The sequence below is a fragment of the Shewanella sp. GD04112 genome (assembly GCF_029835735.1).
Taxonomy (GTDB): Bacteria; Pseudomonadota; Gammaproteobacteria; order Enterobacterales; family Shewanellaceae; genus Shewanella.
This window is the reverse complement of the sequence record NZ_JAOEAL010000001.1, coordinates 2,104,786-2,127,798: the sequence shown is the minus strand read 5'-3', so window position 1 is coordinate 2,127,798 and position 23,013 is coordinate 2,104,786. Positions and strand designations below refer to the sequence as shown.

The window sequence follows — 23,013 nt, the reverse complement described above, 5'->3', positions numbered from 1 at the left end:
CTCAGAAAATTAGTGTGATCCAGATCGTCGCGCGAAGTTTATTACTAAATCCTCTGTATTTCGAGGAAAATTTTAGTGGTACATCCTCTGTAAATCCAGCCAGAGCGTAAAGATGTGATAACAGGTGAGCAAAAAATCAAAAAAACAGCGTTTATATTCAAAGACAATGGGGAGTCAAAAACTCCCCATTGTTTGTAACTACTTAGCCTGCCGCCAGAATACCGCTGCCAGTGCTGGCAGGATAATTATGGCGCCCAACATATTTACCACAAACATGAAGGTGAGCAGGATCCCCATGTCCATTTGGAACTTAAGCGCCGAGAAAAACCAAGTGCTCACCCCAATCGCCAACGTCAGTCCTGTGAAAATCACCGCACTGCCCCGCTCGACTAACGCTTCATAGTAGGCTTGTTGTACTGGCATCCCATTCGACAACTTAGATGACATGGTCGACAGGATATAAATACCGTAGTCAACACCGATACCCACACCGAGGGCGATAACGGGTAAAGTACTGACTGCTAAGCCAATATTGAGTTGAGTCATCAGCGCCTGTGCCAGCGTGGAGACCACGTAAAGCGGAATAATCACCGCGACTGTCGCTTTTAATGACTTAAAGCTGATAAGACAAAGCACAAATACCGCGCCATACACATAAATCATCATAGGTAATTGGGCTTCCGCCACCGCTTCGTTGGTCGCCGCCATCACCCCAACAGGACCAGATGCTAGCTTAAATTGCAGCTTGTCATTGTCCATTTTGGCCGCGACCGCTTTCACCTTAGCGACAACAGTTTCAATGGTTTCAGCCTTATGATCCTGCATAAATAGATACACAGGCATCACTGAGCAATCACCATTTAACAAGCCCGATGTCGTAGGGATCTGGCCAATCGCCTGTACTAAACTGGCGGTCGTACGGGGCAGTACTTCCCATCTTGGGTTGCCTTCGTTAAAGCCCGCATTCACTTTTTTCGCCACCGAGGCCAAGCTAACTGTCGATTCAACACCAGGGGTATTACGCACTAACCATTCAAACTCATCAATTTGCGTCAGCATATCGTGGTAAGTACAGGCCTCTGGGCTCGCTTCCACAATCACAGTCATCACATCGGTGGTGATAGAAAAGTGATCGGTAATAAAGAAGGTGTCCAAGTTGTAGCGAGAATCTTGGTGTAAAGCCGGCGCGCCGCCCTGCAGATCGCCAATTTTCATCTGATTCGCCTGTTGCAGACCTGCAAAATACAAGGCAATGGTCGCCGCAATCACTACCACTGCGTATTTCGGCGTAGCAAATTTGGCAAGGTAGCGCCAAATTGCCTCGGCCCGCACTTCATCCGAGGTCGGCACGCCCTGTGGTGCAACCTTGAGTTCAGTGAAAGAAATCACTAAAGGCAGAAGGATAAGGTTAGTGAAAATAATCACGCCCACACCGAGGGAGGCCGAAATGGCCAGCTCACGGATGATACCGATATCAATGGATAACAGTGTGATGAAACCAACCGTATCAGAAAGCAGCGCCACCCCACCAGGTACCAATAAACTGCGAAACGCAGAAGCCGAGGCCGCCTTAGTGGTTTGTCCGTCCATCACGCGGCGTCTGACCGCGTTGATCATCTGCACCCCGTGACTCACCCCGATGGCAAAGACGAGGAATGGCACCAGAATTGACATAGGATCTAAGCCAAAACCAATGACCGTCAGTAAACCCAGCTGCCAGATCACCGCCGTTAAGCTACAGACTAATGGCAATAAGGTCAGGATAAGTGACTTGGAAAACAGGTAAACCATTACTGCCGTAATCAAAATGGCAATCACGAAGAACAGCAATACGCCTTTGGCGCCATCGGCCACATCACCCGCCATCTTAGCAAAACCGATAATATGGATTTTCACCTTATCGGTTTCATACTTACCGCGAAGCTCCTTCTCCAGCTGAGCGGCAAAGGCGATGGTATCTAAGGGCTTACCCGTTTGTGGATCAAAGTCCATCAATTGAGCCGATACCATAGCGGCACTATAATCGTTGGCGATCAAGCGTCCCACAATGCCTGCTTTTTCAATGTTATCGCGCACCGTGTTTAAGCCCGCTTCGGTGGTCGTGAAATCGGCGGGGATCACAGGGCCCCCCGCAAAACCATCTTCCACGACTTCGGTAAAACGGGTCGAAGGTGAAAATAAAGATTTCACCTGTGAGCGGTCAACACCTGGAATAAAAAACAGCTGATCGTGAACGTTTTTCAGGGTGTCGAAAAAGTTAGGGTTAAAAATATTGCCGCTGGTATCTTCCACCGCCACCATAATGCTATTCGCGCCACCAAAATCTTTTTGATGTTTGAGGTAGGTTTGCATATAGCTATGATTAAGCGGAATATTTTTAATGAATGCCGCATCCATTTTTAATTGGCTAGCTTGGTATCCCAAAAAAACCGTCAGCAAAATAAAAATGCTCACCACCCAAGCACGGTTGCGGAATAAAAATGACTCAAATCCGTTGACCAGTTTTTCTAACATCTTATCGGCCCTGTTATTGTTGTTTTATAATTTATGGCTTAAGTGTAAGTAGCCCTTGGCTACCCGATAACCACACATTCCCTTGGTTATCTTTGGCAATCGAAACTAAGTTTTCCCCCTGGCGGCGAGTGACAATACTCGCACTATCATCCTGATTTAGCTGGATAACGACGCCGGCATTCCCCACAAGGTACAAGCTAGTATCTGAGCTCACCAAGGCGCCATTGATGGATGACTGCACAGGCATTTCAATCTCATCCCATTGGCCAAGGCTCAAATCTGCTTTAAACACGTGCCCCCTCAATCCCATTACGTAAACCGCATCCTGCAATTGAATGGCATTGAACATAGAGCCGTCGTAATCAAACCCGGTACGGGTAAAGGTTTGGCCCTTATCGGCCGATACCGCCACAAGCCCAAGCTCTCCGACTAATAACAAACGACCATCATTGAGCACGATCATTCGATTAAAATGCGGCAGTAACGAGGCGCGCTCGGTCAAATAAGCGGCTTGGTCGCTATTCTTTAACTCAGCCAAATAGGACACGTCTTCTTCGGCCAGCAACTCTTCGTGGAATTCTTCCGCCCAGGTCTTGCCGCCATCATGGGTTCGATAAAACAGTCCATAAGCCCCAATGGCCATGCCGTCCTGCTCATTGAGAAACAGCACATCGAGGAAGGGTTTTTCAATTTCGCTCGACTGCATTTGTAACGACCATGTCTGGCCGCCATCTTGGGTGTGCAAAATAGTGGCATCGTGCCCCACTGCCCAACCGAGTTTTTCATTTAAAAAGAACACTTTTGTCAGCTGCGCCGAGGTTGGTGTCGGCACTTGTTGCCAGGTGTCATTCAGCACGAGCACATGCCCACGCTCGCCCACGGCGACTAAACGCTGCCCCGCATGGGCAATATCTAACACTAAAGAAGATGCCGCTAAGGGCTGAATTTGCGGGAAAGTCTCAGACACCGCAGAAAATGAAGGGGAAGAAAATAAACAACCAACACTGATTGCAGCGGCGCATTGAAGGATGCGAAACGACATACAAACTTCCTTAACTAATGAGGGGCGCTTAGCGCCCCTTTAAACCGTGGCCGATTAACGGATACCTTCGCGACGTAGCGCGTCTGGGGTGAAGTTCGCTTCACTCAACTTGGCATCGAAGTTATACATTCCACTCTGGTTGTCTAACCCCATGGCCAAATAACGACGGGACTGCAGATCGTGGAACACTTCTAAGGTATCCCACTGTGTGGGGACTTCGTAGTAGTTCAAGCCGTGGGCAACCGCCACACGGTAGAGTTCATCACGGTTGTCATACAGATCGGCAATCGATACTTGCCATGAGTCTTCGTCAAGATACATCACACGCGTCTTGTAGATGTGGCGCATACCGTCTTTCAAGGTCGCCTTCACTTCCCATACGCGGTGTTTTTCCCAACGGACAAACTCAGGATTGATATGGCCGGGTTTTAAAATTTGGTCATATTTCAGCTTATCTGAGTGCAATTTGTAGTCGTTGTAAGGAATATAGATTTCCTTCTTGCCCACAAGCTCCCAGTTATAACGCACGGGAGAACCGTTAAACATGTCGAAATCGTCTGTGGTGCGCAGACCATCGGATACTGTACCCGGTGTATCAAAGGCAACGTTTGGTGCTTTACGTACGCGGCGCTGACCTGTGTTATAGGTCCATGCTTGGCGTGGCAGCGCCTCTTGGTCCATAGTTTCTTTCACTAACAGCGCAGTACCAGCCAAACGAGCAGGCTGAGTCACCACTTGTTTAAAGTAGAACAGCGTGTTGCTGGCCTTTAACTGATCAAGGGTAATTTCAGGGCGAGAATACTCGAAACGAATTTCCTCAGCGGTTTCCACTAAGGTGTAGCTGCCATCGGCCGTCGGTGCCGCTTGGCTACGTGAGGTTTCCACATCCACACCACGGAAGCGCAGGATATGGTTCCAAATCGCTTCTAAGCCATTGGCAGGGATAGGGAATGGAATACCAATCGATGCCCCCGCAATACCATTACCCTGTGCAACTAATTCAGCGCGAGTGGCGTTGGCTTTTGTCGCATCATAGACAAATTGTGGCACTGATGCGCTGCGGCGCGTTTTGTACACATTCATCTTGTAAGTGTCGGGGTAAAGCTCAAACAGTTTCATTTGACCTGGGGTCAAGAAATCCTTGTATTGGGCTTTATTCGCATTGGTAATAGTGAATTCAATTTTATCCTCAGGGAAAGGATCGGGGTGATGCATTCCCTTGGTATATCCAGCAACTGGCTTAGTAATACCGCCATCCCAAGCGGGAATAGAGCCATCGGCATTGCCGGCTTTTTCTGCGCCTAATGGCGTTAATTCGTTACCTAATTTAGCGGCCTCGGCTTCAGATACCTTTGCCATCGCTACAGGTGCTACAAGGGCCATCATCACGGCACTTGCCAATATCGACAGTTTCTTCATTGTTATAGTCCTTTAGATCGAATACTTGATATTGAAAGAAATATAATCACGATCTGACATCGCGTTGGTTGTTCCTACACCGCCAAAGAAGTTGTTGTAGGATAAGTCTGCGCCCCAACGATTTTGGTATTCAAAATTCAGACCCAAGGCCACTGACTTACGTCCTTCGGTAAAGAGGAACATAGGATCAGGCGTAATACCGTCGACATCGTGTGAGAAAATCAACCGAGGAGACATGTTCACGCCCGCAAACAAGTTGTTAAAGTCCGCTTTAGCCACCAGACGGTATCCCCAAGCAAAATCCGTTGGGAATGGGTTGGTTTCTGGACCATTATGCAGCGCTTGGATGATGCCAGGCATATCGGGATTACCGCCAGAACGTGCAGTACCAGGGCCATTGAGACGCAGTTCATCAAAACCTGGCATATCGTGGATCCATACCCCACCGACTTCGGCCAACATCGTCAAGTTATCCAATCCCAAGGTAGGACCGAATAAGTGAGTGAAAGTGACTTGCGCTTGAGTGGTATCGAGGCGGATAAAACCGTCAACGGTTTCGCCAGGTTGTACGCCATCAATTTGAGAAATGCCGTCGAAGTCGGGGCGAATGCCCGCGTTGGCTAACTGTTGTGGCATACCCGCAAACAGCAGTTCTACGTCATCGATTTGCAGCGGTTCGTCTTGGCGGTGAGCGATTTCAGCACCGACTGAGGTATCGCCCAATGAGGTGTTAAAGCTGAAGCCATAGAGTTTAATGTCTTCAGGGTAAACAATTTGCGCCTTAGAGAAGCTCTTTAAGCTGAGCAGCAATTCGCGGTTAATATCTCCCGCGTTTTGACCCAGTACCGCAAGATCTGACAACAGAGCGCCAGTGCTAAAGTCGGCAGCAGTACCGCTGATCAGCGGACGACGGCTGTGGTAGTTCATAAAGTAGAAACCAAACTCGGTATCGCCTAACTCAGGGGCGTAATAACCTAGCTTGATACCATATTGGCCACTGTTGCTTGGCGCTTGCTCATCTTGCACTAACGTCACTTTCGTTGGATAAGCTAAGGCCATAGCAGCCAACTGATCCGTCGTAGGTTGACCACTGGCGATCATCCCTGCCAGTTTCTGATATTCCTGCGTTAAGAAGTCTAAATTGATGTCTGGGTTGGCGTTGAAGCCTAACTGTGCGTTCTGGTTATAACCACCGTAACCGGCGAAATCGTTAGTCGCAAAAATTGAACCAGGGGTTGGGATCCAAACGGGTTCCCAATCATATTGATAGAATCCTTCTACCGATAGGTTTTCGGTGATCCCCAATGAGGCCCACACCATACCCTGAGGACGGAAGGCTTCTTTGAGTTCCGCGCCTGGCGCGTTCAGGATGTTCAAATCGACTGGGTTGATTTCACCAATACCGTGGGCGATCAGCGTACTTTCCCCCCAAGAAACCACTTGGTTACCCACACGGATAGACAGCGGGTTGGCACCATCGTTTAAATCAAAATTCGCGTAGACGAAGGCATCCAGCAGACGGATGTCCTTACATTGCACTTCAGAAGCCTTACTGTCGCGGCAAGGATCGTATTCTTTCCCTGTTAACGGGTCATTGAAGTCGTAGTTACCATCGTTTAGCTTACGATCGTAAAAATACATACCACGAACGAATAGACCATAGTTCTCATACTTAAGGGATAACTCGTGTAATCCTTTAACGATTTCGGATGTAGTATCACCTTGAGAATAAAGTAAATTACTCAAATCGTTGTTGCTAGAATAAGAACCAGGTTGTGCCCAAATCTCAGCAGAAGTATATTTAGTTTTGGTACTGTCAAACGCTGTGTAGTTTGACCAATCAAACTGTGGCTGGTTTACCTTACCAATTTGTCCATCCCAATCGCGCTCCCCTACACGCCAACTGGCACCAGCAGTCCAAGTCGAGTCAAAAGTCCCTTGTATCTCCCCCCAATCGAACGCAACCGCATTAACATTCGACACCATCAATAAACTCAATGCCGACGCCACCCCCAAAGCAAGCGCCGACTTGTTAAAACTTTTTTTAACAATTTTCATTTTAGCTCTCCGTACCCTGCTGGATTCTTTGTTTTTGGAATTACAACCAACATCTTGTTAGCTCACAGGTAACATCATTGTTACAGCAATTAATCCCCATGAGCAAGGAACAGTTAGAGAAAATTTTCTAAAGAATTAAGCACGTAGACACATTTATGTCATCTACTACAGGGATGGAATTTAAATTAGAAAAGCAGAAGATTGAAAAGCGTGGGGGAAACTATGCAAAAAACTTTATATTTCATTAACATAATCACAAAGAAAATATCATACTTCCGTGATTGTAATTAGTCGACCGTTTAAAGTAATTACTCTAAGTAAAAATCAATAATTTATTAGGCTAACTGCTCTAGCGACACAAATTGCCCTTTATCATCGAGCACCAGTTTGAACTGTCCATGAATACCGTTATCGGTTAAAAAACGCCTAAAATGTCGGCCATTAATCCACAGGATCCGCCCCTGACGCTCACGCACTTCAACCTTATCGGCAATGCCTTGATAGTAAGGTAAAAACTCTCGATAACTTAGATTTAGCTTAAAATACAATTCCATATTAAAACTCAAATAATCGGCATAAAACTGGTAGTGGGAATTTACGACGGGCCAATTACAGCTGTTGGACCAACAAACAGCATGTCGTAGAAACAGAGCTATTGCCTTGAATTATCGGCCTCACAGGGACAAAGAACACTCTACTCCCCTCGTCAAAAGGCCATCATATTCAATAGTATAAAGCGTCATACCTTAGATTTAACTTAACTCGTTAAATAGTATAACTAGGGTACATGGCCTTCATGACTCTAACAGCTCAATTACTGCTTGGAAGAATGAGGGCAGCATAATGCTGCCCTCTTCATAGCTACTGTGCTAATGCCTTAGATACTTTCTCGAATAAATCTTTCGACAGTTCAGGCAGCGCCAACAATCGCGTTAAACAAGCCTTGATCTTGACTTGGCGCGCCTCATCAAACTTACTAAATTGGATGAGTGGCGTCACCATACGCGCCGCAACCTGCGGGTTGAGTTTATTTAAGCTGATAAGACATTCAGTTAAAAACTCGTAACCTTTGCCATCGGCGCGGTGGAATTGATAAATATTTCCGGCAGCAAAGCTGCCAATCAGTGAACGCACGCGGTTAGGATTGCTCATGCTAAAGCTCGCGTGTTGTTGTAATTGACGCAAACTATCAATCACCCCTTCCACATCATGGGTAGCCTGCAGCATGAACCATTTGTCCATCACCAGCGGCGTATCGCGCCAGCGGGCTTCAAACATTGCCATCAAATGTTCGCGGCAAGGTAGCGAACCGACATTCGCCGCACTTAATGCGCCAAGTGAGTCGGTCATATTGGTAGCCTTATCAAACTGCTCAACCACAAAGCTTTCGGCCTCGCTACTGACTCGGCTCAACCAGTTAAGACATTGGTTTTTCAGCGCTCGCGCTTTTGTGCAATCACGGTTTACCAATGAGCGATACAGCGCCGTTAACTCATCTTCACAATAGGCGGCAAGCTCTGTGAGCACAAATTCACGGGCTAGGGCTAAGGCATCTAAATCGACCGTGTCGGTTTGCTCAATCAACGCTGAGGCCGATGGTATAGCTAACATTTCCGCCATCAGCGCCTGATCTAACTGCTCATCGAGTAAGGCGCCTTTAAAGCTGTCCTTCACTCGCTCGTCTAATGTCATGGTGTGATGTTGCTGCAAATGCGCCACATTTTGCCAAATCGCTTGACTCACGAGCGCCACCGACGCCTCCCAACGCGCCACTTCACTCGAGGCAAAGCGCATCAAATGTACAAGCTGATCGATTTCAAAGGGATAATGCAATTTAACCGGTGCAGAGAAATCCTGTAGTAAGGATGCCACGGGTTTATGGCGCATACCTTCAAATGTAAATACTTGCTCTGCTTGAGTAAAATCAAGCACTTGATTTACCAGTGACAGCCCTTTCTCATCTAACAGCTCTAAGCTAAAGGGGATATGCAAAGGTGAAGCACAACCAGCTAAGGTTTGTTTGAGGGTTAACTGGTAAGTCCCAGCCTCAGCGTCAAAACTGTCGCTTGCGGTGACAAGTGGCGTGCCCGCTTGGCTATACCAGAGACGGTATTGCGTTAGATCGATTCCACTGGCATCTTCCATCGCCGCGACAAAATCATCGCAAGTCACGGCTTGGCCATCGTGGCGTTTGAAGTATAACTTCATCCCCGCTTGGAAATGGGCTTCACCCAACAGGGTGTGCATCATGCGAATAACTTCAGCGCCCTTGTTATACACAGTAACAGTATAAAAATTATTCATCTCAATCACAGACTCGGGGCGGATCGGATGCGCCATGGGGCCTGAGTCTTCAGCGAACTGCTGGTTTTTGATGACTTTAATCGCGTGAATTCGGTTCACAGCACGAGAGCCTAAATCCGAACTAAACTCTTGATCGCGAAACACTGTCAAGCCTTCCTTGAGGCTTAATTGGAACCAGTCACGGCAAGTCACGCGGTTACCCGTCCAGTTATGGAAGTACTCATGGCCGACCACAGATTCAATACCGTGGTAATCATCGTCGGTTGCGGTCAAGGTATCTGCCAACACATACTTGGTGTTGAAGATATTTAAGCCTTTGTTTTCCATCGCCCCCATATTGAAAAAGTCGACCGCGACTATCATGTAGATATCTAAGTCGTATTCTAGGTCAAAACGAGATTCATCCCAGGCCATAGACTTTTTCAGGGACGCCATTGCATGGTGCGCTTTTTGTAAATTACCTTTATCGACAAACACTTGCAGTACCACTTTGCGATGACTGCGGGTGATAAACTCATCCTGCAGCAGATCGAAATCACCAGCGACTAGGGCAAACAGATAGGCGGGTTTTGGGAAAGGATCTTGCCAGCGCACGTAATGGCGGCCACCATCGAGCTCGCCTTTCTCAATCAAGTTACCGTTGCTGAGCAGGAACGGAAACGCCAGTTTATCGGCTTCGATTCGCACTGTGTATTTGGCTAACACGTCGGGGCGGTCGAGAAAATACGTGATACGTCTAAAGCCTTCCGCTTCGCACTGAGTACAGTAGGCGCCGTCGGACATATAGAGACCTTCGAGGCTTGAGTTAGCCTCGGGATCGAGTTGGGTGATGATGGTCAACTCAAATTCATTCAGCGATGTCTCGATGGACAACTGCCCTTCACTCGCGTGATACGTCGCCGCTTGTCCATCAATGCCCACACTCACTAAGGTCAAACTTTCACCATCGAGCACTAAGGGATTGGTGTGGGAAGAAGTACGTTTGACTTTGCTAACGGCTTTAACCAGGGTGTTTTTACCATCGAGATTAACATCTAAATCAATGGTTTCGATCGTGAACTGGGGAGCTTGATAATCTTTAAGGTATTTTGCTTGTGCTTGTGTCATGTCGTTCCCTTTAACACTGTTCTAAATAAGAAAAACGCGCCATAAGCGCGTTTTAAGATACGGTAAACAGGCGCAATAACCGCCTATTTAGTGCCAGCGTTAGCCAGCTTTTTTGCATCCGCCATATCTAAGGTGATATAGGCCGTTTCGTCTAAGAAGGCATCCGGTGCTTCAATGTCGTCTTTGTCTTTAATGTCTTCCATCGATTTAACCGCGGCTAAACCATGGGCAACACGACGCTCGTTGGTTCTATCGAGTACTTTCTTCTCATCGGCTTCACGCGAGGCAATGCGCTCACTTTCAACTAAGGAGACAGTTTTCTCTTTATGATGCTTTTTAAAGTCGGCAATATCTTGATTGATATAGTTAAACTCAACATTGTTCTGAATACGGGCAAGGTGCTTTTTATCTAAACTCGCCACCAACTCAGGGGTGATGTCGTTTAGGGTGCCGTATTGCGCCATTGGCACTTTGTCCCAAGGTAAAGCATTCTTCTCTTCCGCTTCACCGTATTCACCCGGCTCTAACGCACTTGGGTAAGCAATGTTAGGGGTTACGCCTTTGAGCTGAGTGCTGCCACCGTTGATACGGTAGAACTTTTGAATCGTGTACTGCACGTGGCCAATCGGCTTCTCGTACATATCGTAGATTCGACCAAGGCTCTTATGCTGCTGCACAGTGCCTTTACCAAAGCTTGACTCACCAACAATCAGCGCACGGTCGTAATCTTGCAACGCAGCGGCAAAAATTTCCGAAGCTGATGCACTGTAACGGTCAACCATAATGGTTAACGGACCAGCGTAGGTCGTCTTGCCATCGTTATCACGGTGGGCAGACACTCGACCATCGGCGTCACGCACTTGCACCACTGGGCCCATATCGATAAAGAGTCCCGTCAGTAACACGGCTTCGGTCAACGCACCGCCGCCATTACCACGTAAGTCGATGACGACACCTTCAACCTTGGCTTCGTTTAACTTCACCAATTCTTTTTCGACGTCCTGGGATAAGTTCATATAGAAACCAGGGATTTGAATCACACCCACTTTACGGTTGGCGTATTCACCGTCTTTTGGCTCGATGATCTTTGAGGTCGCGGCACGGTCTTCTAAACGGATTTTGTCGCGCACTAAGGTTAGATTAAACGGTTTAGCGTTAGAGCCGCCCTTCTTAGGTAAAATCTGTAATACGACTTTACTGCCCTTAGGCCCTTTGATCAGATCGACCACATCGTCTAATCGCCAGCCGATCACATCAACAATCTCACCGCCTTCTTGGCCGACGCCGACGATCTTATCTTCAGGCGACAGTTTTTCACTGCTGGCCGCAGGACCGCCTGCAATCAAACTCTTGATGACAGTGTAATCGTCTTCAAGCTGTAACTGCGCACCAATCCCCTCGAGGCTTAAGTTCATTTCCATTTGGAAACGTTCAGCATTACGGGGCGATAAATAGCTAGTATGTGGCTCGATGCTACGGGAGAACGCATTCATCACCGCTTGGAACACATCTTCGCTATTGGTCTGAGTCAGACGCTTGATGGCGTTGTTATAACGTTTTTGCAGAATATCAACGATTTCAGGCCATTTCTTGCCAGTGAGTTTCAGATTCAGCGCATCGTATTTAACACGTTGACGCCATAATTCGTTGATCTCGGCTTGATCTTTTGGCCAAGCAACATCTTCTCTATCGTATTCGTAGGCATCACCCGGAACGGTGAAGTCCATCTCTTTGTCGAGCAGAGAGAGTGCGTACACAAAACCTTCGTAGCGACGTTTCTGAACCAAATCAAACATCTTATAAGCAGGCTCGAGTTCACCCGAGCTCAGCATATCGTCAAACTGATTAACGTAAGGTTTGAAGCTGTCGACATCGGCTTGCGTCAGCACATTACGACGGTAGTCGAGTTGTTGCAGGTAGCGGTCAAAAATCTGAGCAGAAAACGCATCATCTAATGCAAATCTATGATAGTGGGAACGAGTGTATAAATCCGTCACTCGCTTACTCGCCACTTTATGCTGCGCTTCCTGCTTGAGAGTGGGTAACTCGCTGATTTGAATCGTAGGGGGGACAGCCCAAGCCGAGAATCCGACAAAAACAGTGGCAATGGATGTAGCCAAAGTGAGTTTTCGCATCAACAAGTTACTCCGTTTGATTAAATGATTACAGCAGGATATGTTCCGCTTTCACTTTTACCGTTAAGCCGCTATCTAGCTGAACATGAATGTCCTCTTTGTTAATGTCGGTGATCACGCCGGCTACTGGCGTCATCCCTAACTTAACATTGACACGTTGCTTCTTCGCTAAATCGGTCAATTGCGCTTGAACTAAGTTTACAGCAGGCTCTGCCTTAGGTGCTGCTTTTGCTGGGCGCTCAGTCTTACGTGCTGGCACGGCAACTTTCTTAGGGGCTTTCTTCGCAGGGGCTTTACCCGCAGGCGCCGTTTTTGGCGCTTGAGCTGCACGCTTAGCTTTTGCTTTATCTTGGCTTTCTTTCAACATCGCTTGAGCATGATCGATATGCTCTTGCTCTAACTCACCGCATGGCTGACCATCAAGATCCACACGCTGTGCACCGGCTTTTACCGATTTCAGGTAGCGCCAGCTGCTGGTGTAGCGTCTTAAGGCAACTCGCAGTTGAGTTTTACTGACTTTAGAATCATCAGCCAACCTTTCAGCCAAATCTTGAAACAATCCGATTTTTAATGGCTTAGTTTCACCTTCAGCAATAAAGCACAAAGGAAATGTTTCATACAAATACGCCAAAATTGCGTTGGTGTCGGTCAACTTATCTGTTGATTCCATCATTACTTCCACAGTTAAAAAGGGACATCGAATCCGAGGTGATAAAAATCAGCTTCTTACGAGTCGTTTATCTTGGTTAAGCTCACATATGAGCCAAAGTACAAATTAGCATTCTCGCCGAGTTAACTAAAGTTAAAAAATATAAGTTAACAATTTTTCACGGCTGAACCTATCAGGCTTATTTCGGCTGTGCTCAAAATAAGCCTTATCAGTGCATGCGCTATTATAAGGCGCACGCCACCGATTGCGACTATGAATTATGCGTTATTGTACGCAAATTAAGCAAATAGGCAGTTTTCGAAGCTTTTTACCAATAATTCCAAGCCCTTTTGGTCTTCTTCATCGAAGCGGTCAAAAATAGGACTATCGATATCCAGCACGGCCACAACCTTACCATCGGCGCGCACTGGGATAACAATTTCAGAATTACTGGCTGAATCGCAGGCGATATGACCATCAAATTGATGCACATCGGCGACGCGCTGCGTCTGATTGGTTTGCGCGGCGGTACCGCACACGCCCTTACCCATTGGAATACGGGTACAGGCCACTTTACCTTGGAAAGGACCCAACACCAGCTGTTCGCCACGCATCACGTAAAACCCCACCCAGTTCAGTTCGGTTAGGTTATCGTTTAGCAAAGCAGAAAAGTTAGCCATGGCAGCCACTAAATCATCCTCGCCCTCGAGTAAGGCCAGCGCTTGACGATTCAGTGACTCATAAAATTGCGGTTTCATAGACTTCCTAAAAAATTATTCGGCAGCGTCGTCCTTCTTAGGCGCTTTTTTCGCTACATTTTGTTTTGATGGCGTACTATTAACTTGAACCACGCCTTTAAGCAAGTTTGTCAGCTCATCTTTATTGTTAGCAAAATAGAATGCGAGCTGTTCGCTCACGGTTTCATCAATTCCGAGCTGCGCTTTTTGAATAAATGGAATGAGGTTATCGGCGATGTCGAGCATCTTATCGTAGGCGTCAGCCTCCTTTTTCGATGTAAATGTCATCTTCTCCACCCCTTCTCTTACCACGACAAACTGTGTAATAACTGCCATGACTGCCCTCGCACTGTTTTTATATACAGTAATCAGGATGACATAAAGTGAACTAGTGATGCAAGTGTTCTGATTATTCTGGTACTATGAGTACGCTTTTCGTTGTCGAGATGGGTCAAGCAATGTGCTATCTCACCCTGTAATATGGTTTTATTGCGGATTATTTGCTCTCTCAATGGCTTTGGGGCTAATTTAATATTTTTATATGCATGAAAATACAGCAGAAAACTCTGTAATCCTCTGTCGTTCCTGCGACTTAGCCGTTCGAAAGCGCGCCTTACCTACGGGTGTTAGGGCGTTATGCCCGCGCTGCAGCACCGCACTTTATGACACACCATACTGCTCGGTAAACGGCATGTTAGCGCTGTGTATTACCGCGCTGGTGTTCTATTTCCCCGCCAATTTTTTCCCGGTGCTCGAAATCCACTTTTTGGGTAGCATTCGCACCACTACAGTGTTTCAGGGCGCCTTTGCGGTGTTCGACCAAGGTTATTGGGTCGTGGGATTAGCCGTGCTCGCCGCCGCCGTGATTGGCCCGGGGTTATTGATCCTGTCGATCCTTAGTCAGATTTTGATCGTCAAATGGGGACTGGGCAGTCCGTTTTGGCGCCGCAGCCTCAAACAGTTGTTAAAGCTGCAAGGGCTGCTATCCCAGCTCACCATGCTGGAGATTTATGTGATTAGCTTTTTGGTGTCATCATTTCAGTTATCTGATTTCTCGGATATTTACTTCGGTATGGGCACCTTCTGCTTCACCATGCTTTTTTTAGTCACCCTGTTTTTACAGCGTGAATACGATATTGAGCATATGTGGAGTCTTCTCATGCAGGAGCGACACTAAGATGCAGCAACAGGGAAAAGACTTAGGCCTGTGCCTGTGCAGGGTGTGCCGGCAGCTCAATAGCAGTGACAATAGCCACTGCAGTCGCTGCGAGGCCGAGCTCCATGTCCGTGATCACAGCAGCTTACAAAAAAGTTGGGCGCTGCTGATCACCGCCGCCATTTTGTTGGTTCCCGCCAACCTCTACCCTATTACAATGCTCACCAATCAGGGGCAAGTGCGCCACGATACGATTTTTTCGGGGATTATCCATTTAGTGCATTCGGATATGTTGCCCATCGCCATTATTGTGTTTATTGCCAGTATTTTAGTGCCTTGGGTGAAAATTATCGGTTTGGCCACTTACCTCTGTGCCATCAGTTTTAATCTGCCGATTTCGAAAAAGAAACTCATGGTGGGATTTCATGTGATTGAGTGGATTGGCCGTTGGTCAATGCTCGATTTGTTTGTGATCTCCTTGACGGTTGCCCTCGTCAATATGGGGCAATTACTCGATGCAAAGCCTGCACCTGCGGCCACGGCGTTTGCATTGGTGATTTTACTGACTCAACTTGCCGCAAAAGTTTTAGACACTCGTTTACTCTGGGATCGATTGGAACCTCAAGATGACACAAATTGAATCGCCAAAAGTTGTGAAGAAAAAACTCTTTTCGCCGATTTGGCTGCTCCCGATTGTGGCGCTCGCACTCGGCGCATGGCTGGGCATTAAGAGCATCAAAGAATCGGGCATTGAAATTCAGATCCACTTCCCCAGCGCCACGGGGATCGATGTGGGCAAAACCTTAGTCAAATACCAAGGTCTTACTGTCGGTAAGGTAAAGGACATTGGTATCGATGAAGATCTTAAAGGCGTAAACGTCAAAGTCATGATGGACTATCGCGCTAAGCCTTTCTTAAATAAAGAAACCCTCTTTTGGTTAGTCACCCCAAAAGCGAGCATCACGGGTGTTGAAGGCTTAGATGCGCTGTTTTCGGGTAACTATATCGCGATTCAACCCGGTAAAGGCAATGCCGCCACCTTCTTTGAGGCTGAGCGTCAACCACCACCGATGCAGGTGGGCTCAGAAGGGGTAATGATTGAACTGACGGCCGATAAACTCGGCTCGTTAGACGTGGGTTCACCAGTGTTCTTTCGTCAGATCCCTGTCGGCAGCGTGGTCAGCTATCGTTTAGACGGCAACGCCAGAGTCATTATCAGCGCCTTTATCCAAGAGCAATATGCGCGTTTAGTGAAGAAAAACTCTCACTTTTGGAACGTTTCCGGCGTGAAAGTCGACGCCAGTTTAGCGGGTATTAAAGTCAACACTGAGAGCTTGGCTTCCATTCTGGCGGGCGGCGTGAGTTTCAGCTCTGATGATAAAGCACCTGCGGCACAAAATGGTGACAGTTTTGCCCTCTATGATTCCGAAACCAGCGCCCTTGGTGGAATTGAAGTGAGCCTGACCATGAACGATGGCAACGCGATTGATAAAGGCACTCGCATTGTGTATCGCGGCATCACCATTGGTACTCTGCAGAGCAAACAACTCACCGCAACCGGCGTGACTGCGGTGGCAAAATTTGAGCCTGAATACGCCAACCTGTTAACCAGTGACGGACTGTTTTGGCTTGAAGGCGCGGATATTTCGCTCTCTGGGATCAAAAACCCCGAGCGTTTACTCACGGGAAGCGTGATTAATTTCTTACCCGGCACCAATGCCAATACGGCGCTGCCAAGCAGTTTTGCCCTGGAAGAATCGGCGCCCGATCTATTGAAGGCCAAAAAACGTCAGCTTACTATCACCTCAACTGAAAACATGGGCCTCACCGCAGGTGCGGAAGTGCGTTACAAGCAGCTGCCTATCGGTCAGGTGCTGGCGGTGAAATTAACCAAAGATCTGTCGGCCGTTGAATATCAACTCGAGCTGCAGCCTGAGTTTGCCAGCTTAGTTCGCAGTGACAGCTATTTTATCCCCGAGTCGGCGCTGAGTATCGATGCCTCACTCGATGGGGTGTCGGTGAAAACCCGCGATATGGCGACCCTCACCAAAGGGGCCGTGAGTCTTATCCCAGGAATCAGCGACACACCGCTTGCGGCAAATACTCGCCTGTCACTCTTTAGCTCAATGGATGAAGCAAAACAGTTTTTTGCTCGGCAGCAACGTCTGTACTTTACCCTTACCAGCGTAGATGGCGCCGATGTCAGCCAAGGCTCACCGATTTACTATAAAAAAATGCAAATCGGCAGTGTGGAGTCAGTCAACTGGCAGAGCAAAACCGAAGACTTTGCGATTAAAATCGCTATCGATAAGCAGTTCCAACCCTTAGTGCAAAAACCTAAAGTGTTTTGGCGTAATAGTGCCGTGGATGTCAGCGCCAGTCTTGCGGGTATTGATGTCGCCGTCGCGCCACTCCAGGGCGCGTTAAAAGGCAGCATCAGCTTAGGTTTGTTAGATAGTTCAACGACTGAGCCTAATGCGACACTTAAACTATACGAAAGCAAACAGCTCGCCTTAGCGCAGGCTCAAGCCATCAAACTCACCTTACCCGCCTCAGCGAAATTGGCAGCCAAAGCCGCCATTCGTTACCAAGGCCATCAGGTGGGTGAAGTGACACAAGTGAAGCTCAATGCCGACTTAGCCACTCTCACGGCCACCGCCTATCTTTACGGCGACTATGCCGAGCACTTCAGCCGCAGTGATACTGAGTATCATATGGTTGATGCGCAAATCTCCTTAGCGGGGATCAAATCGCCAGAAACCTTAATCACTGGGCCTTATATTGGTGTGTTACCGGGTAAGAGCAACCAAAAGGCGAGTCAATTCCAGGCTAAATTGGTTGAGAGCAGCTATGCCAACGTGGCCGAAGATGCGCTTAAGTTTACCTTAGAAGATAGCAACCTTGGCTCGATGAAAGTCGGCACGCCCATCTTCTTCCGTGGCATTAAAGTCGGCCAAATCGATGGTTATAGCCTGTCGTCTCAAGGCAACAGCGTGCTAATGCAAGCACATATTGAGCCGCAGTACAGTCACTTAGTGAATCAGAGCAGCCAGTTCTGGGACGCTTCGGGCATCAAAGTCGATGTGGGAATTTTCTCTGGTGCACAAATTGAAGCCGGTTCGCTCGAAACCCTATTAGCGGGCGGGATTAATGTCGCGACTAAGGAAACGACGCAAGCAGGTAATCGCTTAAACCAAGGCACTGTGATCCCGTTGCAACACAAAGCCCAGAGCGAATGGCAGGAATGGGCTCCAGCCCAGTAGCTAAAGCCCTGAAGCGAGGCACTGCTACGCCGATGCTCTTTACCAGCAAGATAACAAGGTAAAAGCACTCGGTATCATTTAATAATCAGGCGCATTAGAGCGGATCTAATGCGCCTGATTTTACCTGCTAAAAGCGACTGTTTGCATCGCTATCAATCACCCTTTCGCCATCTCATCCTTAGCCATAGAACCAATAACAGACCGCAATCGCGGCGCAGATCCCTGCAAAATCGGCCGTTAAACCACAGGCGAGCGCATGACGCCCGTGACGGATCCCAACAGAGCCAAAGTAAACTGCCAGCACATAGAAAGTTGTTTCAGTACTCCCTTGGAAAATCGCCGCCAAGCGCCCCGCAAAGGAGTCCACACCATGGTGCGCCATGGTTTCGAGCATCATAGCCCGCGCGCCCGAACCGCTAAAAGGCTTCATTAATGCGGTTGGCATTGCATCGACAAAACGAGTATCAAACCCGAAAAGACTCACGCCACTGGCAATCAGTTGCAGCAGGTAATCCAAGGCGCCCGACGCCCTGAGTAAGCCAATCGCCAGCAGCATGGCTAGAAGATACGGGATCAGTTGAATCGATTGGTTAAACCCCGCCTTGGCGCCTTCGATAAACTCATCATAAATCGCCACTTTTCGCACGCCAGCCACCAGCACAAAACTGAAGACTAACAGTAGCAATACCCCGTTGCCCAAGGCGGTCGACACTGTGCCAATGGCGTCTGCGGTTAAGGTCATCAAATAAAAACCACTGGCGACTAATGCTGACAGCAGCACTGCGCCATATCCGAGCACCACGGCATTGAGCAGTGAAAGCCGCTGCACAACAGCGACGATCAGAAGCCCCGCTAAGGTTGAGGCAGACGTGGCGAGCAGAATGGGTAAAAAAATGTCCGCAGGTGCGGCGGCGCCCTGTTGGGCACGGTACAAAAACACAGTGACAGGAACTAAGGTCACCGAGGAGGTATTGAGCACTAAAAATAGAATTTGTGCATTGGTTGCGACGGTTTTGACCGGATTTAGACTCTGCAAATCCTGCATTGCCTTAAGCCCCAATGGCGTGGCGGCATTATCAAGTCCAAACACGTTGGCCGTTAAGTTCATCGTCATACTGCCAAATGCGGGGTGCCCCTTGGGCACTTCGGGCATTAAGCGGCGCAGCAGCGGCTCAAACACAAAGGCAATCGCCCCAACAACGCCTGCCTTTTCACCAATTCGCATTAATCCCATCCACAGGGACAAAACGCCCACTAAGCCTAAGGCGATTTCAGCGGCGAGTTTAGCGCTGGCAAACATGGCCTCTACCGCGTTGGCAAGCACCTCTATATGCCCATTGAAAAGCTGTACCGCCATCGCCAGCAGCGATGTGAGAAAAAACACTAACCACACCCGATTTAGCACTCTGCCGCTTCCTTATTTTTATCCATGCTTTTTCTTTATGTTGCTGTGATAACCGGTTATTGATGGCAAAAGCCAAGGGAGAAAATCCCAGCCCAGTAAGGGATTATGATATACTTGCCGCAGTTGATACACAGCCTAATCCCGTTATGGTTCAATTAAATCAAAATTTTATCAATACTATTGCCCAAGAACTGCCCGCCCATCTCTCAATGGATGACTTTATCGCGGCCTGTTCGAGACCACTACGCCGCTCGATTCGCGTCAACACCTTAAAGATCAGCAGTGAAGACTTTAAGCAATTAATGCAGCCTAAAGGATGGACCTTTGAGCCTATACCCTGGTGTGAGGATGGTTTCTGGATAAGCTACGATGAAGAAGAGCAGCTCGGCAACGCCCTAGAGCATATTCAGGGATTATTCTATATCCAAGAAGCCAGCTCCATGTTGCCCCCCACTGCGCTATTTACCCCAAATGCGGATTGGCAATGTGTATTAGATTTAGCTTCAGCGCCGGGCTCTAAAACCACGCAAATGGCAGCGTTAATGAATAATCAAGGCTTATTAGTCGCCAATGAATATTCCGCTAGCCGCGTCAAAGTGCTCCATGCCAATGTGCTGCGCATGGGCGCGAGTCACTGCGCCCTGACCCACTTCGATGGACGGGTATTTGGCGAGTATCTGTATGAAAGTTTTGATGCGGTGTTGATTGACGCCCCCTGCGGCGGTGAAGGCACAGTCCGTAAAGATGCGGACGCGTTAAAATCTTGGTCCCTCGATGAGGTGATCGAAATTAGCGAAACCCAAAAAGCGTTAATCGAATCCGCCTTTTTGGCATTAAAACCGGGTGGCAGTCTGGTGTATTCCACTTGCACCCTTAATCGGCACGAAAACCAAGGCGTGTGCGAATATTTACAGCAAACCTATGGCGATGCGGTGCAATTTGAATCCTTAAGCCAACTGTTTGATGGCGCTGAAAAAGCCACTACGCCAGAAGGCTTTTTGCACGTTTGGCCGCAAATTTACGACAGTGAAGGCTTTTTTGTCGCTAAATTGACTAAAACCCGCTCGGTGCCGCGCCTGCAACCTGAGCCTAAATTGCAAAAGAATTTCCCCTTTACGGAGGCAAGTGCCAAACAAGCCAAAGCCATTCAAGCCTATTTTGCCGATGATTTGGGTATCGAACTGCCCGATGATCTCATTATGGTGCGCGACGATGAGTTTTGGCTCTTTCCCCATGAATTTAGAGATTTTATTGGCAAAATGCGCTTTCAGCGGATTGGGGTTAAGCTTGCCGACCACAGTAAACATGGCTTTAAAGTCCGTCATGAAGCCATTATTGCGCTTGCGGGAAAATCACTTACTGCGGCGACAAACGGCGCTAAAGTCGTCGACGTTAGCGATGAGCAAGCGAAAGAGTATTTGATGGGACGAGATATTCCCCTCGATACGGCAAGCAAGGCTCAAGGTGAAGTGATTGTCTGTTATGGCGGCGCGCCCTTAGGCATGGCTAAACATTTAGGCAATAAATTAAAAAACAGCCTGCCCAGAGACTTAGTAAAAGATAAAGTGTTATTGCTACCACCGCAGGCATAATGGTTATAAATCGACCATTTTTTAGCGAGAAATAACCTAAAAAAGGGGATAGAGAAAGTGTCACTCACACTAAACTCAACTACACTGAGTCTATTGTAAAGCGCACTGCATGGCGCTTTCATCTGTAGCGCACGGCTCTTCAACGAGCCATTCCCCTAGGCCCAAACAGTTGGAATCGTTTTGGGCCTTTTTTTATGGGCTTACGCCTAATCGAGTTCAGCTTTTATTTATGGAGCAAACTTCACCGACTAGCACTTTACTCACAACGCGCAAGTTAAGGCTTAGTCTTTGCGGACTCAAGCAAATGCTACACGTCTTATCGGCCGATTAAACGGGCCGCATCTTTAAACAAATTAAAGAAGTTCTCACTGGTGTACTCGGCAAGCTCTTCGTAACGCTCTGCGCGCAGCTCTGCCACAAACTCGGCCACATCACGCACATAGGCAGGTTGATTCTCCTGTCCACGGTGTGGAATAGGCGCAAGATAAGGCGAATCGGTTTCCACCAATAAACGCTCTTTCGGCACTTTACGGATCACGGTTCTTAACTCACCGGCATTTTTAAAGGTCACAATGCCAGAAACGGAAATATAAAAACCTAAATCAATCGCCGCCTTGGCCATTTCCCAGTTTTCCGTAAAGCAATGCAACACGCCACCGACTTTGTCCGCCTGCCCCGCTTTGAGCATGTTGATGGTGTCTTCACGGGCATCACGGGTATGCACAATCAGCGGCTTATTTACTTCAACCGCCAAGGCTATTTGTTGCTCAAAACACTGTTGTTGCAGGGCTTTGGTCTCATCGGCATAAAAATAATCTAAGCCGGTTTCACCAATAGCCACCACTTTTGGATCCATCGCGAAACGGCGAATTTGCTCAACATCGAGGCCGTCTTTCACATCCAGCGGATGCACGCCCGAAGACAAAAAAACTTGCTCGAAAGCAGCAACCTTGTCACGCATCGACTCGAATCCCTGCTGGCGCACATTGACACAGAGCATATAGTCGACACCGCGCGCCTTAGCGTTAGCGAGGATGAGTTCTAAGGTTTGTTGATCGGGCGCCGCTTTCAGGCGATCGAGATGGCAATGTGAATCGATAAGCACAACAATTTCCAAACAGAGAAACAAAAAAGGAGCACAAGGATACTCAGCGATGGGATCGAGGTCAAATTCCGCTAAGGCTCAGCACTAAATCACCTGAGATCGGGATAAGTAGAGCCGCTGAATAGGCATCTTTCGGCACTCGCTACCCCGAGTTCAGGTTAAATACTCAGTGTAGGCCCTAGCTAAGCACAATAGAAATTACATAGTGCAGGTTAAGTCGCCCGAAGCGAGCTCTCGGGATAACAGTTTTTCGATATGGTGTTTATGGCTGTCGGGATCAGAAACGATTTTAATCCCAATCCCCACGGGACGTCCGCCAGATGCACCCAGCGGATTAATCCACACAACCACGCCACGGAACTCGTTGGAGGTGGTCGCACCGGGTAAACGATAGGCTATGGTTAACGTCTCACCGAGGTAATGGGTTTCCCCGGTGGCGACAAACAGCCCTGCCGGTTTGATAAACGGCATATAGGCGCGGTAAAGCTGATGTAAGGTATCAAAATTTACGACAAGATCGACCATGG

17 protein-coding genes are annotated in these 23,013 nt (G+C 48.0%); 4 read left to right on the top strand and 13 right to left on the bottom strand.

What is annotated here, in order from left to right; genetic code table 11:
- Nucleotides 1–198 precede the first annotated feature (198 nt).
- The 10 genes from N7386_RS09510 to N7386_RS09465 all read right to left on the bottom strand — a co-directional run bounded on the left by N7386_RS09510 (nucleotide 199) and on the right by N7386_RS09465 (nucleotide 14,301).
- Nucleotides 199–2,514, bottom strand: coding sequence for an MMPL family transporter (locus tag N7386_RS09510; RefSeq protein ID WP_086904710.1), 2,316 nt, complete (start codon nucleotides 2,512–2,514; stop codon nucleotides 199–201).
- 31 nt (nucleotides 2,515–2,545) lie between these two features.
- On the bottom strand, nucleotides 2,546–3,556 hold the full coding sequence (locus N7386_RS09505) for a YCF48-related protein (protein WP_086904711.1): 1,011 nt from the start codon (nucleotides 3,554–3,556) through the stop codon (nucleotides 2,546–2,548).
- A 54-nt stretch (nucleotides 3,557–3,610) separates the two neighbouring features.
- Nucleotides 3,611–4,975, bottom strand: coding sequence for a DUF1329 domain-containing protein (locus N7386_RS09500; protein ID WP_086904712.1), 1,365 nt, complete (start codon nucleotides 4,973–4,975; stop codon nucleotides 3,611–3,613).
- Nucleotides 4,976–4,987: 12 nt separating this feature from the next.
- Nucleotides 4,988–7,033 (bottom strand): DUF1302 domain-containing protein, encoded by a 2,046-nt coding sequence (locus N7386_RS09495; protein ID WP_086904713.1) that lies wholly within the window; start codon nucleotides 7,031–7,033, stop codon nucleotides 4,988–4,990.
- 335 nt (nucleotides 7,034–7,368) lie between these two features.
- Nucleotides 7,369–7,587, bottom strand: a complete 219-nt coding sequence (locus N7386_RS09490; protein ID WP_011622451.1) for a DUF2835 domain-containing protein — start codon at nucleotides 7,585–7,587, stop codon at nucleotides 7,369–7,371.
- A 307-nt stretch (nucleotides 7,588–7,894) separates the two neighbouring features.
- Nucleotides 7,895–10,444: an aminopeptidase N gene (pepN, locus tag N7386_RS09485; protein WP_086903599.1), complete on the bottom strand. Its 2,550-nt coding sequence runs from the start codon at nucleotides 10,442–10,444 to the stop codon at nucleotides 7,895–7,897.
- An 83-nt stretch (nucleotides 10,445–10,527) separates the two neighbouring features.
- A complete protein-coding gene (gene prc, locus N7386_RS09480) occupies nucleotides 10,528–12,579 on the bottom strand; it encodes a carboxy terminal-processing peptidase (protein WP_011622449.1) in 2,052 nt (683 codons plus the stop codon).
- 28 nt (nucleotides 12,580–12,607) lie between these two features.
- Nucleotides 12,608–13,249, bottom strand: a complete 642-nt coding sequence (gene proQ, locus N7386_RS09475) for an RNA chaperone ProQ (protein ID WP_086903598.1) — start codon at nucleotides 13,247–13,249, stop codon at nucleotides 12,608–12,610.
- A 278-nt stretch (nucleotides 13,250–13,527) separates the two neighbouring features.
- Entirely contained in the window at nucleotides 13,528–13,986 is a 459-nt protein-coding gene (locus N7386_RS09470) for a GAF domain-containing protein (protein ID WP_011625985.1), read from the bottom strand.
- A 15-nt stretch (nucleotides 13,987–14,001) separates the two neighbouring features.
- On the bottom strand, nucleotides 14,002–14,301 hold the full coding sequence (locus tag N7386_RS09465; RefSeq protein WP_086903597.1) for a YebG family protein: 300 nt from the start codon (nucleotides 14,299–14,301) through the stop codon (nucleotides 14,002–14,004).
- Between the two features lie 205 nt (nucleotides 14,302–14,506).
- Here N7386_RS09465 and N7386_RS09460 point away from each other — a divergent pair, with 205 nt between their 5' ends.
- From N7386_RS09460 to N7386_RS09450, 3 genes are read left to right on the top strand one after another with little or no spacing between them, the layout of a single operon-like run.
- Nucleotides 14,507–15,142 (top strand): paraquat-inducible protein A, encoded by a 636-nt coding sequence (locus tag N7386_RS09460; RefSeq protein ID WP_086903596.1) that lies wholly within the window; start codon nucleotides 14,507–14,509, stop codon nucleotides 15,140–15,142.
- A gap of 1 nt (nucleotide 15,143) precedes the next feature.
- Nucleotides 15,144–15,761, top strand: a complete 618-nt coding sequence (locus tag N7386_RS09455; RefSeq protein WP_011622444.1) for a paraquat-inducible protein A — start codon at nucleotides 15,144–15,146, stop codon at nucleotides 15,759–15,761.
- A complete protein-coding gene (locus tag N7386_RS09450; RefSeq protein ID WP_086903595.1) occupies nucleotides 15,748–18,384 on the top strand; it encodes an MlaD family protein in 2,637 nt (878 codons plus the stop codon). The genes N7386_RS09455 and N7386_RS09450 overlap by 14 nt, the downstream gene beginning before the upstream one ends.
- Nucleotides 18,385–18,562: 178 nt before the next feature.
- On the opposite strand, the gene N7386_RS09445 is transcribed toward N7386_RS09450, so the two are convergent.
- Complete coding sequence (locus N7386_RS09445; RefSeq protein WP_086903594.1) at nucleotides 18,563–19,789, bottom strand: spore maturation protein; 1,227 nt, start codon at nucleotides 19,787–19,789, stop codon at nucleotides 18,563–18,565.
- 146 nt (nucleotides 19,790–19,935) lie between these two features.
- Between N7386_RS09445 and rsmF the strand changes: the two genes are divergently transcribed.
- The gene (gene rsmF / locus N7386_RS09440) at nucleotides 19,936–21,381 is read left to right on the top strand and encodes a 16S rRNA (cytosine(1407)-C(5))-methyltransferase RsmF (RefSeq protein ID WP_126513294.1); all 1,446 of its coding nucleotides are present in this window, start codon (nucleotides 19,936–19,938) and stop codon (nucleotides 21,379–21,381) included.
- Nucleotides 21,382–21,697: 316 nt separating this feature from the next.
- On the opposite strand, the gene N7386_RS09435 is transcribed toward rsmF, so the two are convergent.
- Both N7386_RS09435 and N7386_RS09430 read right to left on the bottom strand, forming a co-directional pair.
- Complete coding sequence (locus N7386_RS09435; protein WP_086903593.1) at nucleotides 21,698–22,486, bottom strand: YchF/TatD family DNA exonuclease; 789 nt, start codon at nucleotides 22,484–22,486, stop codon at nucleotides 21,698–21,700.
- A gap of 198 nt (nucleotides 22,487–22,684) precedes the next feature.
- Nucleotides 22,685–23,011 (bottom strand): PilZ domain-containing protein, encoded by a 327-nt coding sequence (locus tag N7386_RS09430; protein WP_011622439.1) that lies wholly within the window; start codon nucleotides 23,009–23,011, stop codon nucleotides 22,685–22,687.
- Nucleotides 23,012–23,013 lie beyond the last annotated feature (2 nt).

Bases quoted from the DNA above. Each gene is read 5' to 3' on its own strand.
- N7386_RS09500 (WP_086904712.1), bottom strand. From the start codon at position 4,975: ATGAAGAAACTGTCGATATTGGCAAGTGCCGTGATGATGGCCCTTGTA.
- prc (WP_011622449.1), bottom strand. From the start codon at position 12,579: ATGCGAAAACTCACTTTGGCTACATCCATTGCCACTGTTTTTGTCGGA.
- rsmF (WP_126513294.1), top strand. From the start codon at position 19,936: ATGGTTCAATTAAATCAAAATTTTATCAATACTATTGCCCAAGAACTG.
- N7386_RS09460 (WP_086903596.1), top strand. From the start codon at position 14,507: ATGCATGAAAATACAGCAGAAAACTCTGTAATCCTCTGTCGTTCCTGC.
- proQ (WP_086903598.1), bottom strand. From the start codon at position 13,249: ATGGAATCAACAGATAAGTTGACCGACACCAACGCAATTTTGGCGTAT.
- N7386_RS09505 (WP_086904711.1), bottom strand. From the start codon at position 3,556: ATGTCGTTTCGCATCCTTCAATGCGCCGCTGCAATCAGTGTTGGTTGT.
- N7386_RS09465 (WP_086903597.1), bottom strand. From the start codon at position 14,301: ATGGCAGTTATTACACAGTTTGTCGTGGTAAGAGAAGGGGTGGAGAAG.
- N7386_RS09450 (WP_086903595.1), top strand. From the start codon at position 15,748: ATGACACAAATTGAATCGCCAAAAGTTGTGAAGAAAAAACTCTTTTCG.
- N7386_RS09510 (WP_086904710.1), bottom strand. From the start codon at position 2,514: ATGTTAGAAAAACTGGTCAACGGATTTGAGTCATTTTTATTCCGCAAC.
- N7386_RS09490 (WP_011622451.1), bottom strand. From the start codon at position 7,587: ATGGAATTGTATTTTAAGCTAAATCTAAGTTATCGAGAGTTTTTACCT.
- N7386_RS09495 (WP_086904713.1), bottom strand. From the start codon at position 7,033: ATGAAAATTGTTAAAAAAAGTTTTAACAAGTCGGCGCTTGCTTTGGGG.
- N7386_RS09470 (WP_011625985.1), bottom strand. From the start codon at position 13,986: ATGAAACCGCAATTTTATGAGTCACTGAATCGTCAAGCGCTGGCCTTA.
- pepN (WP_086903599.1), bottom strand. From the start codon at position 10,444: ATGACACAAGCACAAGCAAAATACCTTAAAGATTATCAAGCTCCCCAG.
- N7386_RS09430 (WP_011622439.1), bottom strand. From the start codon at position 23,011: ATGGTCGATCTTGTCGTAAATTTTGATACCTTACATCAGCTTTACCGC.
- N7386_RS09455 (WP_011622444.1), top strand. From the start codon at position 15,144: ATGCAGCAACAGGGAAAAGACTTAGGCCTGTGCCTGTGCAGGGTGTGC.